This is a genomic window from Pseudomonas sp. BP6, from assembly GCF_017875935.1.
Lineage (GTDB): Bacteria > Pseudomonadota > Gammaproteobacteria > Pseudomonadales > Pseudomonadaceae > Aquipseudomonas > Aquipseudomonas putida_Y.
Map to the genome: position 1 here is coordinate 1,805,109 of NZ_JAGINI010000001.1, position 12,743 is coordinate 1,817,851.

Annotated in this window: 14 protein-coding genes and 1 pseudogene; 6 read left to right on the forward strand and 9 right to left on the reverse strand. The window is 61.1% G+C overall.

Going from position 1 to position 12,743, the window contains the following annotated elements:
• Positions 1-68 precede the first annotated feature (68 nt).
• Complete coding sequence (locus J3A98_RS08355; RefSeq protein WP_209965269.1) at positions 69-1,064, reverse strand: 5'-nucleotidase; 996 nt, start codon at positions 1,062-1,064, stop codon at positions 69-71.
• A 142-nt stretch (positions 1,065-1,206) separates the two neighbouring features.
• On the opposite strand from J3A98_RS08355, the gene J3A98_RS08360 reads away from it, so the two are divergent.
• Positions 1,207-1,692, forward strand: coding sequence for a hypothetical protein (locus J3A98_RS08360; RefSeq protein WP_209965271.1), 486 nt, complete (start codon positions 1,207-1,209; stop codon positions 1,690-1,692).
• Positions 1,693-1,767: 75 nt separating this feature from the next.
• Here J3A98_RS08360 and J3A98_RS08365 read toward each other — a convergent pair whose 3' ends face one another.
• Positions 1,768-2,937, reverse strand: coding sequence for an MFS transporter (locus J3A98_RS08365; RefSeq protein WP_209965273.1), 1,170 nt, complete (start codon positions 2,935-2,937; stop codon positions 1,768-1,770).
• Positions 2,938-2,951: 14 nt separating this feature from the next.
• Positions 2,952-4,634, reverse strand: coding sequence for an amidohydrolase (locus J3A98_RS08370; protein ID WP_209965275.1), 1,683 nt, complete (start codon positions 4,632-4,634; stop codon positions 2,952-2,954).
• 130 nt (positions 4,635-4,764) lie between these two features.
• Between J3A98_RS08370 and J3A98_RS08375 the strand changes: the two genes are divergently transcribed.
• Positions 4,765-5,385: a TetR/AcrR family transcriptional regulator gene (locus J3A98_RS08375; RefSeq protein ID WP_019438822.1), complete on the forward strand. Its 621-nt coding sequence runs from the start codon at positions 4,765-4,767 to the stop codon at positions 5,383-5,385.
• Positions 5,386-5,437: 52 nt separating this feature from the next.
• On the opposite strand, the gene J3A98_RS08380 is transcribed toward J3A98_RS08375, so the two are convergent.
• Positions 5,438-6,337, reverse strand: coding sequence for a LysR family transcriptional regulator (locus J3A98_RS08380; protein ID WP_209965277.1), 900 nt, complete (start codon positions 6,335-6,337; stop codon positions 5,438-5,440).
• A 94-nt stretch (positions 6,338-6,431) separates the two neighbouring features.
• On the opposite strand from J3A98_RS08380, the gene J3A98_RS08385 reads away from it, so the two are divergent.
• Entirely contained in the window at positions 6,432-7,607 is a 1,176-nt protein-coding gene (locus tag J3A98_RS08385; RefSeq protein ID WP_209965279.1) for an MFS transporter, read from the forward strand.
• 50 nt (positions 7,608-7,657) lie between these two features.
• Here J3A98_RS08385 and J3A98_RS08390 read toward each other — a convergent pair whose 3' ends face one another.
• On the reverse strand, positions 7,658-8,281 hold the full coding sequence (locus J3A98_RS08390; protein ID WP_209965281.1) for a glutathione S-transferase: 624 nt from the start codon (positions 8,279-8,281) through the stop codon (positions 7,658-7,660).
• A gap of 199 nt (positions 8,282-8,480) precedes the next feature.
• Here J3A98_RS08390 and J3A98_RS08395 point away from each other — a divergent pair, with 199 nt between their 5' ends.
• On the forward strand, positions 8,481-8,783 hold the full coding sequence (locus tag J3A98_RS08395; protein ID WP_176684682.1) for a DUF3077 domain-containing protein: 303 nt from the start codon (positions 8,481-8,483) through the stop codon (positions 8,781-8,783).
• Positions 8,784-8,862: 79 nt separating this feature from the next.
• Positions 8,863-9,585, forward strand: a complete 723-nt coding sequence (locus tag J3A98_RS08400) for a hypothetical protein (RefSeq protein ID WP_209965283.1) — start codon at positions 8,863-8,865, stop codon at positions 9,583-9,585.
• A gap of 75 nt (positions 9,586-9,660) precedes the next feature.
• Here the strand turns inward: J3A98_RS08400 and J3A98_RS08405 are convergent, their stop codons facing one another.
• Positions 9,661-10,212 carry a WYL domain-containing protein gene (locus J3A98_RS08405; protein WP_209965285.1) on the reverse strand — a complete coding sequence of 184 codons (552 nt, stop codon included), beginning with the start codon at positions 10,210-10,212 and terminating at the stop codon, positions 9,661-9,663.
• Between the two features lie 245 nt (positions 10,213-10,457).
• Between J3A98_RS08405 and J3A98_RS26855 the strand changes: the two are divergent.
• Positions 10,458-10,556: pseudogene (locus tag J3A98_RS26855) on the forward strand (type II toxin-antitoxin system mRNA interferase toxin, RelE/StbE family); the annotation flags it as partial.
• Between the two features lie 15 nt (positions 10,557-10,571).
• On the opposite strand, the gene J3A98_RS08410 reads toward J3A98_RS26855, so the two are convergent.
• From J3A98_RS08410 to J3A98_RS08420, 3 genes are all read right to left on the reverse strand, one after another.
• Positions 10,572-11,204 carry a BRCT domain-containing protein gene (locus J3A98_RS08410; RefSeq protein ID WP_209965287.1) on the reverse strand — a complete coding sequence of 211 codons (633 nt, stop codon included), beginning with the start codon at positions 11,202-11,204 and terminating at the stop codon, positions 10,572-10,574.
• A gap of 16 nt (positions 11,205-11,220) precedes the next feature.
• Positions 11,221-11,616 carry a hypothetical protein gene (locus tag J3A98_RS08415; RefSeq protein ID WP_176684678.1) on the reverse strand — a complete coding sequence of 132 codons (396 nt, stop codon included), beginning with the start codon at positions 11,614-11,616 and terminating at the stop codon, positions 11,221-11,223.
• Positions 11,617-11,717: 101 nt separating this feature from the next.
• Positions 11,718-12,695, reverse strand: coding sequence for an RHS repeat-associated core domain-containing protein (locus J3A98_RS08420; protein WP_209965289.1), 978 nt, complete (start codon positions 12,693-12,695; stop codon positions 11,718-11,720).
• Between the last annotated feature and the right edge of the window lie 48 nt (positions 12,696-12,743).

Below are 12,743 nucleotides of genomic sequence, written 5' to 3' on the forward strand. Positions count from 1 at the left end.
AGCGTGGGTGGAAGCGCTCGAGCATGCGGCGGCGAGCGTGCGTGGGTCAAGGGCGTCGCTCTGGCGGTTTATGGCTCGCGTGACAATTCGCAAATTGACAGTTGATCCTGCTGCAGGTCTGGTGCTTGAGGCGAGCGCACCCTGTTCGCCACCCCGAACGGTACATGCACCATCGGCAGGTTTCCCGCTGGCGATTGCAAGTGCGTGCGCTGGTCGTCGAAAAATACGTGCGGCTTCAAGATCGACAACACCCTGGGTTTATCCATACCGCCTAGAAAAAAGCACTCATCCGGCGATACGCCCCAATCCTTCAAGGTCGTCACTACCCGCTCATGCGAAGGCGCGTTGCGCGCCGTGACGATCGCAATGCGCAGAATCCGCTGGTACGTCGGGTCCTCGGCCAGCTTGCGGTCCTCCAGCATGCGTATCCGCGAAAGCTTGCGGTAAAGGTCTGCCAGTGGCCCGGGCGAATGCGGGGTGCCCTTGTGCACGCGCTCGTGTTCCTGAAAGTCGTCCAGGTTGTCGTTGCGCTTGTACACACTCTCTGCCTCGTCGTCGGCAATCACGCCATCGAAGTCGAAGGCCACCCGCAGCTCGGTGTCGATTTCATCATCGTAGATGCGCGTAGGCAGCACACGCCCGGCAGGGTAGTTGGCGTCGATGGCCTTTTGCACATCTTCCTCGTTGGCACTGAGGAACAGCGAAGCATTGAACGCGGGGATGTACTCGTAGGGCGAGCGGCCTGACATGAATGCCGCACGGGTGATGTCCAACTGATAGTGGCTGATGGAGCGGAATACCCGCAGGCCGGTTTCCGGCGAGTTGCGCGAAAGCAGCACCACTTCCACCGGCAACTGGTCGGGGAACGCCTTGTTGATGCTCAGGAAGCGACGAATGAACGGCAGCGCCACCCCCCTGGGAAACGGCTCGTCCAGGTTCTGTTCCTGGTGTTGGCGGTACGCCTCGACACCTTGTGTCTGGTAGATGTCATCGGAGACGGAGAGGTCGAACAGCGCACTCGAGGCAACGCCGATGACCAGTTTTTCTTCAATGGGGTAGGGCATGAAGCGGCTCCTGCGAGTGGCTTGAAGGCAAGTGTACGCGCACGCTCTGACGAAAGCCGTCAATTGCACGACTCATCAGTGGATTCGATGATGTCATTTTGATAGCTTCTCGCCCCTTACCGCAGTATCCGGATAGTGATTGATGAACCAGCTACATGAACACGGCACCCTGACTCCGCCTGCCGAGGCGAATGGGAACAGGATGCACGAGCCCCACCTTGAGGCGGACGCTTCGACCCTGCGGGCCACCGAACACGAAGCACTGCAGGCCAGTATCGAGGCGCTGAACAAAAAGCTGGTGGCAAGCACCCTGGCCCGTGTGCAGAAGGAAGGGGCGATCCACAAGAGCCTTGAGCAGTACCAGCAGCAACTGGCCGCCAGCAACCAGGCTCGGGAGGGGCTGTCCATCACGGTGACCACGGCGCTGAAGAAGCTCGTACTGGCAACCAGCGCCCAGGCAGACCGCATGGACAGTGTGGAGGCACGGTTGACCGGCCTGGCCAAGCACCAATGTGGATGTGCGTCGCAGTCAGCGCCCGGTTGGCCAGCGTATCTGGAACGTCATGCCGTGTCGTTGGTCGCCTTGGCCGTGGCGGTCTTTACGCTGGGGCTGCACCTGCTGCGATAGTGCGACCTGAAGGTGACGCCGAGCCGGCATGAATAGCTAAAGGTCAAGATGTAGTCGTTGCGCACAACTACCGGCTCATGCGCTCCTTCGACCATGTTCGCGAACTGCCCGCCGATGAACCACGCCGGCCACGCACTTCAGCACATACCCCAACACCACCGCCGCCCCTGCACTGGCAAAGATCATTTCCCGCCCGGCACTCTGTTGCTGCAAGGCCACTAACGCCGGCGCTGCCGCCGCGGCCCCCAGTTGCAGCGCACTGACCCAGGGCGTCAACGTGCCGCGTGGGTCATTGGTGGCAATTGCCCCCATGTAGTAGGTTAGCGCCAGCACCCAGCCGAAGTTCATCAGAAACAGAGCCATGCACAGCTGATCGGCATCATGCGTATAGCGCGCCAGCAGGGTGATTGACACCAGTACTACCAGCGAGCCCAGGCCGATCATCGGGCCACGGCTCACCCGTGCGCCCAGCAGGCTGGGCAGGGCGCCGCCAGGCAAGCCACCCAGTATTCCCAGCCCGAACGCCCAGCCCACATCCACTGCGTCGATACCACGTTCGCGCGCCAACTGTTCGACAAACCCCCACAACGAATAGATGGCCAGTTGCAGGCACAGCATCCCCAGCAGGGCGTAGTGCCCGATAATCGCCGAGCCGCCGCCTGGCTGCGCCAGGCGCACGGGTGTTGCATGCTGCAGCCGTACCGGAATGAACAACGCAGCCACAGCGATCAGCACGAACCAGAAACCCAGTGATGCAATCGCCGTGCGGTGACCGAACTGCTCTGCCAGTTGTGGCATGCATGTCGCGTACAGGGCAAAGACAGCGGTTTGAATCAGCAGCGACAGGCCGTACGAGCGATCCTGGCCCGGCAGCCGGCCGAGCCCGCTGATCGACCCGGCATACAGCAGACCCGCAGCGATACCACAGGCAAAACGGCACAGAATCAACGTCGTCAAAGTGTCCAGCGCAGCGCTGAGGACGTTCAACATCAGCGCTGCAAAGGCTGCCGCCAGGTACAGCCCACGGCCACCCGGGTGACGCCTGGGTATCGACAGCAGCAGGCAACCGAGCAGTGTTCCGCTCATTTCACTGGAAAGTACCCAGCCCTGTTGGCTCAGGTCCAGATGCAGCCGCTCGGCCAGCAGGCCGATGAAGATGGGTTGTACGCCAATGATGATCAGTGCCGTGGCGGCGATGTAGATCAGCGCAGCACGCAGAAGCAGGGTGTTGTTATTGTTGTGCATGGTCGGGTCCGGGGTCAGGCGCGGGGCAGGGTACCTGCATCGTGGGTGATACGGCCGTTCATCACGGTCAGCGCTACTTCGGTATTGCCGATCTGGTAGCGGTCCAGTTCGAACAGGTCCTGCTCCAGCACGATGATGTCGGCACGCTTGCCAACGGTGATCGAGCCGATTTCCCGTTCCAGGCCCAGTTGGTAGGCACCGTTGAGCGTATAGGCGGCGATCAGTTGCGGGATACTCAGGCGCTCGTCGGCATCGGGCATTACAGGGGCGTCGGGTTCGCCACTGAGCTGGCGGGTGTGGCCCGATTCGATGTGTTCCACCGGCTTGTGCTGGCATCGGCATTGGCAGACCAGGCCGTCCATGCCGATGGACACGGTCACACCCTGGTCGATGAAGCTGCGGAATTTGTACATCGACGCCCAGCGTGGGTAGCCATAGGCCTGCTGGATGGCCTCGGCGTAGGCGTCGACCACGCCCCACTGCAACTGGGTGTTGGCCATGACGCCGATGCGGCGAAAGCGCGGGATGTCGTCGGGGTGGGTGAGGAAGGCGTGAGTGATGACGTGGCGACGGTCGCGGGGCGGGTTGCTGGAGAACGTGCGCTCGAACACGTCCAGCGCCATGCGCACGGCGGCATCGCCCACTGCATGCACCATCACGTCGATACCGAGGGCGTCGGCCTTGCGCACATGGCCCTCGAACACTTCCTCGGGCATCGTCGTCGAACCGCAGCTATGTGGCTTGTCGCAATAGGGCTCGAGCAGGAATGCGGTGTGGTTCAGCTCGGTCCCGTCCAGCATCAGCTTGAGGGTCTGCGCCTTGACCAGCGGCGAGTCGTAGCGTTCGCGCAGGGCTTGCAGCCGAGTGACCGGGTCGTCTTCGGTGCCCATGTTGATGTAGCTGCCGACCACCCGCAGTTTCAGGCGCTCTTCACGCTCCAGTTGCTGCAGGGTTTCATACAGCAGCGACTGGTCGCCGGCGGGGTCGAGGAAACCGGCATCGAATACTGTGGTAATCCCGGCCGCCACCAGTTTCTCTTGCCAGAAGGGGATCGAGCGCAGGTACAGGTCGATGCCTGTCGGCAGGTAGCCGGCTTCGCTCAGGCGTTGCATCAGTAGCGAATAGGCGGCGCAGTCAATGATCACGCCTGTGGGCTCGCCGGTGATCGGGTCCTTTTCGAACCAGCTGGCGCCTTCTTCTACCGCCGGGGTGTTGCGGTCGATGCCGGCAGCGTTCAGGGCGAAGCTGTTGACCCACATGGTGTGATAGTCGGTGGACAGCAGGCACACGGGCTTGTCCGGACAGATGGCATCCAGTACTTCGCGGCGCAACATGTGCCCAGGCATCAGCGGCTGGATCCAGCCCATGCCGGTAATGGCTTTTTCAGAGGGGTTGGCCTCGACGTAGGCCTTGAGCAGGGCCAGCACCTGTTGCGGGTCTGTATGGTTGACCAGCGCCTGAAAAGCAAAGGCGGTAGAGGAAAAGTGCCAGTGAGACTCGACGAAGCCCGGCAGCACCAGTTTGCCGCCGGCATCCAGCAGCCGCGTGGCAGGGCCGGCGTACGCCATGACGCTGCCGCGGTCGCCCACGCAAACGATGCGTTCGCCGCAGATGGCCACCGCCTCAGCCCAGGGCCTGTGCGGGTCGACCGTGTAGATGCGGGCATTGTGGATAATGAGGTCTGCGGCGGTGGACATGGCAACTCCCGGGGTCAGAATAGAGTATTAGTTTTGAGTTGATTAAAACTTTTAGTCAATAAAATATTTTTGCGGCTCAGCTTTGCGTTATGCTGGGCGCCGACGTGTACGGATCGAAAAAGGTGTGAACGTGAGCGGATTGCGCGAGCAGCAGAAGGCGATGCGTCGTGAAACCATCAGCCGAACGGCGCTAGGCCTTTTTGAAACGCAGGGTTACCAGACCACCACCATGGAGCAGATCGCGCGCCTGGCCGCAGTGTCGGTGCCCACGGTGTTTGCCTACTTCGGCAGCAAGCAGGAGATTTTGCTGGAGAAGCTCCGCGAGGCCGACCACCGGGCGGTGACCGAAGCCCGGCGGCGCCTGCCGGAATTCGACGATGCGCTGGAGGCCCTGTGCTGTTACGAAGCGCACTTGACCGATTACGCATTCGAGGTGCTGCCTGCACCGCTCTGGCGCGAGATCTTGCCGCCGTTGCTGCCGTTGCTGGGGGCTGAGCAGCAGGGCGTGCCGGATGCCTACAGGCGGGTCAACGACGCGTTGGTCAATGAGTTGAAGTGCCTGCTACAGGACTTGTGCGACAGCGGCAGGCTGGCGGCTGGGCTGGACGTGGGCTATGCGGCGTTCCTGATCAACGACTACGGGCACCTTCAGTTGCTGCGCCTTTGCAGCCGCGAGCCGCTGGACATGGCGGCACACCGGGCGGATGTGCGGCGGTTCATGGGCTTTATCCTGGCCGGCATGCAAGCGTGATGAGATTGACCTGGGGCCGCATTGGCGGCCCTGTCGCGACATGAGGCCGGCCCTACAGGCCGCCAGATAGCTGCTCCACCAGAAAATCCACAAACACCCGCACCCGCGCCGGCATCGCCGGGCCGCCGACGAACACCGCATGAATCGGTTCCCGATCATCAGGGTTGTAAGCTTCCAGCAACGGCACCAGTTGCCCGTTGGCCAGGTCATCGGCCACGGTAAAGGTGCCGATACGCGTCACGCCGGCGCCCAGCCTGGCCAGCTGCGCCAGCGCCTCGCCACTGCTGCATTCGATATTCCCTTTAACCTTCAGTGAGAACGTATGCCCGTCGCGGTGAAACGGCCAGTCGGGCATCGCGCGGCGGAAGTTGAAGCGCAGGCAGTTGTGCCGGGCCAGGTCTTCAGGTTCAAGCGGGGTACCGTGGCGTTGCAGGTATTCGGGTGAGGCCACCACTACCTGGCCGGTCTCGCCAATGGCGCGGGCGCTCAACGAGCTGTCCGGCAGGTGACCGAAGCGCAGCGCCACGTCGGCCTGGCCGCCGAGAATGTCGGCCACCTCGTCACTGAGGGTCAGGTCAACCAGCACTTGCGGGTAGCGTGCGCTGAAGGCCGCCAGCAGCGGCACTACGGTCAACCGGGCATGGCCCAGCGCAGCGCTGACCCGCAAGCGCCCGCGTGGTAGGCCTTGGTCAGTGATGGCTTCTTCCACTTCGAGCATGTCCGCCAGCACCCGCCGTGCGCCGCGCAGGTAGGCCTCTCCCTCGGGGGTGAGGGTGAGCGCCCGGGTCGTGCGCAGTAGCAGGCGGGTACCCAGGCGCTGTTCGGTGCGGGCGAGAATGCGGCTGACCGCCGAGGGAGTCAGGCCCAGCGCCCGGGCGGCAGCAGACAGGCTGCCCTCTTGCGCCACCTTGGCAAAAATCTCCATCTCTCCGGATCTGCCACTGAAGTCCATTTGTGCCTCTCAAGCAAAGGTGGTTCGCAAAAATGCACTCTAGTGCGCGTTTGAAACGGATCGTAGCATTTGCGGCATAGATAAGGAGCTTGCCATGCGTATCAATCCACCGCTTGTCGCACTCGCCATCGGTGCCTTCGGCATCGGCGTTACAGAGTTCGCCCCCATGGGGATGTTGCCCAGTATCGCTACCGACCTTGGCGTTTCCATTCCTGCTGCCGGGCTGCTGGTCAGCGCCTATGCCATCGGCGTGCTGATCGGCGCGCCGCTGATGACCCTGGCCACGGTGAAGATCCCGCGCCGTTACCTGTTGATCGGGCTGATGGCCATTTTCACTTTGGGCAACCTGATGTCGGCCCTGGCCAGCGACTACGCCAGCCTGCTGGTCGCCCGCGTGGTCACTTCACTCAACCACGGCGCCTTCTTCGGCATCGGCTCGATCGTTGCGGCCAGTGTGGTGCCGCCGGCGAAGCGCGCCGGGGCCGTGGCTGCAATGTTCATGGGTTTGACCCTGGCCACCATCGGCGGGGTGCCGTTGGCGACCTGGTTGGGTGAAATGCTGGGTTGGCGCACGGCGTTCTGGGGTATTGCCGGGCTTGGCCTGGTGGCGATGACCACACTCTGGTACGCACTGCCCAATGTAGCGTCGCCCAAGGGCGAGGGGGCCATGGCCGAGATCCGTGTGCTGGCCCGCAGGCCGGTGTTGGCGGCGTTGCTGCTGACCGTGGTGGGCTCCAGTGCCATGTTCACGGTGTTCACCTACATTGCGCCGATCCTGCAGCATGAAGCGGCGGCGTCCACCCCCTTCGTGACGACCATGCTGGTGCTGTTCGGTGTCGGCCTGACCTTGGGCAACATGTGGGGCGGCAAGGCGGCGGACCGCTCGATCGATCGCACCCTGATCCTGTCGCTGGCTGGGCTGATTGCCGTGCTGCTGGTGTTCCCGCTGGTACTGGACTGGCCGCTGCCGACCGCTCTGGCGATCCTGGTCTGGGGGGCGGCCAGCTTTGCCCTGGTGCCGCCGCTGCAAATGCGGGTAATGGAAGCGGCCAAGGATGCGCCCAACCTGGCCTCGGCGGTGAACATTGGCGCGTTCAACCTGGGCAATGCGATCGGTGCGGCGCTGGGCGGCGCGGTGATCAACGCGGGGCTGGGCTACCCGGCGATTTCCCTGGCGGGGGCTGCGATGGCGGCGCTGGGGCTGGTGCTGGTGCTGCTGTTTGCCTGGCGTGGGCGAGCGGTGGTCGCCGGGGAGCAGGTTGCGCTGTAACAGGCCGGGACCTTGGGGCGCTTTGCGCCCCTCGATACTCCTTGCGGGTATTACGGGGTACCGTTTCGGCCATGCAAGTGATAGGCAGGGCGCTCGCTCAGGCGCTCGTAGTAGTCGCGCACCGCCGGCAGGTGCGGGTGCTCGAACGGCGTTTCGAACCAGCGGTTGACCGACAGGCCGATAGGGATGTCGGCCAGGGTGAACTGGCTGCCGGCCACATAGGCACCGGTGCTGGCCAGTAGGCGGTCGAGGATGTGCATGTAACGCGACCACTCGGCACAACCGGCAGCAAGGGCCTGCGGGTCCTGGTGAGCGGGCGAATGCCTGACCAGCGACATGAAAGCGTAGCTCCATGAGCGGTTCAGGTCCGAGGCCTGCCAGTCGATCCACTGGTCGATCCTGGCCCGCGCCTGGGCCTCGCCGGGATAGAACGCGGTGGCGCCGTAGCGGTTGGCCAGGTAGCGGATGATGCTGTTGGATTCCCACAAGGTGAAGTCACCGTCCTGGATCACCGGGATCATGGCGTTGGGGTTCAACGCGAGAAACTCGGCGCTGTCAGTGGCCTTGAAACCGGAGCCCCAGTCTTCGCGCTCGAACGCGATCTCGAATTCGGCGCAGGCCCACATGACTTTTCGCACATTGATGGAAGAGGCTCTTCCCAGTATCCGCAGCATGGTGTTCGTCCTTGTGTGGGGGAGGTTGATCGTCCGCCACTGCCGGGGGGCTGGTCAAGGGGGCTGAGCAGCGGCACGGCGCTCCCAGGGCAGGGTTCTTGTAGTCCATTTCCTAAAGTGACCCTTTCCACGCCTTTGTCGTTGAAATGGAGCTGGCAGCGGCCTAGCCTCGGCACGCGCCTAACCTTGAGGAATGGACATGGACAGCGAAACGCTGAAAAACAGCAGCAAGCCCACTGTCGTGCGTGCAGCGAGCCGCTTTGGCAATAGCGATGCCGAACTGGTGCAAATGAAACCGCAGCTGCCAATACGCACCGCACTGATGGAGGCATCGGGCATCATGGGCTGTATCACCGAAATCACCCGCAAGGCCATCGACAGGCCAGACGACCGCCAGGTGATGATGAAGGCCACGTACTACCTGGCAGGGATGGCCAAGTCACTGATCGACGGCCAGTTGCTGCAGATGCGTCAGGCCCGCGAAGGCGAGGGCGAAGCCTAGCCAGGCTTGCTTGGGGGGCGCGAACTTGGCACCCTTGGGCGGTTTTTATCGTCTGCAACACGACAGAAGGAAGCATGCATTGAGCTGGGACAAGGTGGGGAAGCTTCTCGTCGCCGTGCTGATCGGCCTGATGGTCCTGTTGGCCGCCTACGCGTTGCTCAGGGGCAATCCACGCCTTGAGGCGTCACTGACCTATGCCTACCTCACTTACCCCAGCCAGTTCAGCGAGCGAATCAGCAAGGCCAGCGAGCAGCTGAAGTACGAGCAGTTGCAGGGGCAAATCAACGGTATCGCTCAAGGCCAGCTGAGCCATGATCAGGTCGAGCGGCTCATCGAAATGGCGCAGGCACCTTATGCTCATTTGTTCGCCAAGCCTTTCGAGGCCGGGCTGGTCGACCACCGTACCGGCCTGCTGATCGAACTGCACAACAGTGGTGATGCACAGGTCCGGCAGGTGAAAATCCGCCTGCCAGCCAAGGGCCTGGTGCAGGTGCGCGATGCTGCCGGCAACGACACGCTGCTGGAAACCGCCATCGCCCAGGTTGATATCCCGGCCATCGAGCCAGGTGGCACCTGCAAGGTGTGGGTGTATTTCGATGCCGACTACTCGCAGATCCGCCATGGCGGGGTCAGTATCAGCCACGCCGACGGTGAAGCCCATGTGCAGGTGTACCGCGAGGTCATCGGTTTCCCGGCCATGGTAGCCCGTTACAGCCGTGAGCTGATGATACTGCTTGGCATTCTGGCAGCCAGCGTACTGGGCTTGGCCTATGCCTGCCTGGCACGTCGTGACCCGCGGTAAAACGACCTGAGCCATTCCGGCGTCGCGTTTTGGCGATGCCGTGGCGTTTCCCGGAACCTACTGACGCCGTTTGCGCTATTCCTTACAGCTCTCTCCATCATGCAGCGCCAGGCTCTGGCGCAATTGTTCTATCATGGCCCCGCGCAGCGCCTGCGGGGCCTGGATGCGGATCGACCCCGCCTGGGACAGCAGCCAGCCCATCAGCGCGCGGTTGTCGTTGACGGTGGCCACCAGCGCGGCGCCGCCGCTAGCCTGCGGCGTCAGTTGCATATCGTCGGACAGGGGTGACTGTTCCAGGCGGCGAGCCAGCGTGTCATCGACCCAGGCACACAGTACAACGTGTGTCGGGGGCGCAAGTGCGTCGGGTTGCAGCTGCTGCGCTTCGCCCAGGCTCAAGCCCGGTTGCCAGTACCAGCCATAAGGCATGCCTTTACTGTTGCACTGTAGCGGGAACAGTGCGGCGAGCTCGACCAGGTCGCGCTCGACGGTGCGTTTGCTGGTGGTATGGCCCACGGTTGTCAGGGCAGCCTGCAACTGGGTGGAGCTCATTCCCGGGTGGCGGCCGGGCAGTAACTTGAGCAGTTGCCACTGGCGGGCGATAGTATGGCGGGTCGGGTGGCTGGGCAAAGGGCTCGTCCTTGAGAGCAGGCACGAAGCCTGCTTGGATAGTGGCGTTTAGCTATTGCCAGCATACCTTTTCCCGGAATGGGATCCAAGTTCTCGGGCGTGCTCTTGGCTCGAGGCGTGTCACTCTCTTGCCACAACTACCAATCCCACAAGGGCCCGCTCCCACATGGCACGCGGACCGCTTGCGCGCTGAGTTTTCTGCGCGACTGCGCAGTCAAAGGGGCTGGGCGATGTCCCACAAAGGCCTCGTCTATCGCGTCGAAGACGAGCGTATCGTTGTAGTGGTGGTATCGGTTGGCAAGTGCGAGCTTAGCGAGGTCTATCGATCTGCTCAGAAGCGGTGAACGCCATCATGGTCATCAACCAAACGCCGCGCGCTGCCAATGCGCCTCGCTTACGATCGCAATGTTCGCACCCGCTTCCCTGATTTCCACTGCTTTCTTGATCTTCGTGCCATAACTGCTGTGCAGCCACTGCTCGTTGCCAATACTGCCAATGACCAGATAGTGGATCTTCTTGCTCACCCCCGCGGCGATTGAACCCCCACGTTCGACTACCAGTGCTTCGCATGCTTTGCGAGGCCCGTAAGCCATTGTGCCGGTAAACAGGAACATGCGGCCTGCCCACTCCAGTTTGGGTTCGGGGCTATTGAGTGGCAGTGACGTGGGTGAAGAGAATGGGTTGTCGCTGCAGCGCGGCTTGCCGGTGAGCCGCTGCAATAGCTCAAGCAGCTCAGCCGACTCAGCAGCATCCAGCATATTGTCCTTGAGCATGTCGCTCAGGCGCCGGTACAACAAATTGATGACCGGATCCTCAAGATGAACGAGTTGCTGCTCCATCCATCCTTTGAGGAACTCGGCTTCTTGTTGATTGACCTGATTGTCGGCGGTCAGGCCCGCAGCGATTCCAATCAACCCATCAACCGAGCGCTGCGTGATCCGCGCTTCGTGAAAAAAGCGGCTGTTCTGAAATTCCTGGTGAAGATCGACCATTCCCTGTCCCTCGTTTCTATTCCGTCAGGATTAAAGCGTTGGCGTATTTTTCCTGGTCCGCTGTGAAGGTGGTCAGCATGCCGGTGTGATTGCAGGTCAAGGTGAGCTCTGTTCGTGTATCGATGAACAGATCTTCGCCGCGAAGGCCCTGCCATTGCGCCAGATACTTGAGCGAACCGTACTTCATCGGTTTTTTCAAGGCGCGATCATGTCCACCTTTCCAACCTAGCACCGGGAGTGCGCCGTCGACACAGTGGCGAGCAAGTTCTGGCTGAGTCAGGGCCCGCTCCCGGCCAATCTCCCAGCACCGGATCAAGCCCTCGTCGGGCCCTTTCCATGCTTCTTCCCAGGTGATCAAGGGTCGGATGGGCTGATGAATAGGGCGTCGAATGACCCCGGTAGTTCGATCCATGACTGAGATTGTCCGTAATGTTCAGTTGGATCGGATGCTACTAATTGGCCATCATTGTGTCCAGTTCTTCGCTTCTTTGATGTCCTCATGGGGGGGCACACCTACCCTGACAGAAAGGGCCGCCTTGCAGGTGTATTACGTGCGACTCCGAATGCCTGAGGCCTGTTCAACCATAGGTTGAAACCTGACAGGGGTGTAATTGAAGTCTTTGGTTTTATAGATGTTTTATCGCAAGATTTTGATTCTTGTGTATTGTTTGTCTTGTTGTGGCTTGGGTATCGTGCTGACGGTTCCCCTATACGCTTTACGATTGTTCGGGTTATGTCTGAAAAACGTTGACCGAACGACAGTTGCCCGTCTGGTCCAGGTTCTCCAGAGTGACAAGCGATTATGTGTATTTTTTCGTAGCGCTCAAAGCTGATTTTTTGGGTGGACAGGTGTTCGTAGAGTGCATCTGCATCCATTCCGGCGACCTTGGAGTTTTTTCCGTGCGCATAGATATTGAGCGCTTTCTTTTGCCAGAATCGTTTTCTGGACGTAAATACCGCCAAGTTGTTCTCCCTCAGCAGAACCTTGCCTCGCATATGCCCCGTCGGATCAGAGGCATTTACAGGGTCCCCCGCCAGGTAGGCGTAGCAGTTGATACCACCAGCTCCGAATGGGCTCACAGAATCAGGGCCTGTGAATCTCATCAGCATTGGGTTGTAGCCGCGATAGCCGTTACCTAATAAGTAATATGAGGTAACAGGGTCGCAGTACTCTCCCTTGAATCCCGCAAGCATGCCCCCAGCGGCATGAGAATATCCCCATGGATTGAAAGCTACCGGTGCCGTGCTGTTGATGGTCAATAGCATCAAGGTCGAGCCTTTCACGTCACACGCTAGCAATTCTGTACGTTCGTTGCCCGATTTTTTATGTACAGAGAATAGAGCATGAACGTTAGCTCGCAGAATCGAAGATGCACCGTTGTCTTGCAGGGTGGTGGTGATCTCATCATTGCTATATAGATATAACATTTCAGGGGTCCATTCCTTTGTTGTCCGGTAGTAATGGAGTCCTTTATCTGATTCAAGCGTCATGCGCTACTGGTAAAAAAGCCAGGTTGGGCCTGCCCCGTGACAGCGGCG

What these genes read in the sequence shown, in the direction of transcription:
- J3A98_RS08390 (WP_209965281.1), bottom strand. Translation starts at nt 8,281, where the DNA reads ATGCTGCGGATACTGGGAAGAGCCTCTTCCATCAATGTGCGAAAAGTC.
- J3A98_RS08360 (WP_209965271.1), top strand. Translation starts at nt 1,207, where the DNA reads ATGAACCAGCTACATGAACACGGCACCCTGACTCCGCCTGCCGAGGCG.
- J3A98_RS08385 (WP_209965279.1), top strand. Translation starts at nt 6,432, where the DNA reads ATGCGTATCAATCCACCGCTTGTCGCACTCGCCATCGGTGCCTTCGGC.
- J3A98_RS08420 (WP_209965289.1), bottom strand. Translation starts at nt 12,695, where the DNA reads ATGACGCTTGAATCAGATAAAGGACTCCATTACTACCGGACAACAAAG.
- J3A98_RS08395 (WP_176684682.1), top strand. Translation starts at nt 8,481, where the DNA reads ATGGACAGCGAAACGCTGAAAAACAGCAGCAAGCCCACTGTCGTGCGT.
- J3A98_RS08370 (WP_209965275.1), bottom strand. Translation starts at nt 4,634, where the DNA reads ATGTCCACCGCCGCAGACCTCATTATCCACAATGCCCGCATCTACACG.
- J3A98_RS08365 (WP_209965273.1), bottom strand. Translation starts at nt 2,937, where the DNA reads ATGCACAACAATAACAACACCCTGCTTCTGCGTGCTGCGCTGATCTAC.
- J3A98_RS08410 (WP_209965287.1), bottom strand. Translation starts at nt 11,204, where the DNA reads ATGGTCGATCTTCACCAGGAATTTCAGAACAGCCGCTTTTTTCACGAA.
- J3A98_RS08380 (WP_209965277.1), bottom strand. Translation starts at nt 6,337, where the DNA reads ATGGACTTCAGTGGCAGATCCGGAGAGATGGAGATTTTTGCCAAGGTG.
- J3A98_RS08355 (WP_209965269.1), bottom strand. Translation starts at nt 1,064, where the DNA reads ATGCCCTACCCCATTGAAGAAAAACTGGTCATCGGCGTTGCCTCGAGT.
- J3A98_RS08415 (WP_176684678.1), bottom strand. Translation starts at nt 11,616, where the DNA reads ATGGATCGAACTACCGGGGTCATTCGACGCCCTATTCATCAGCCCATC.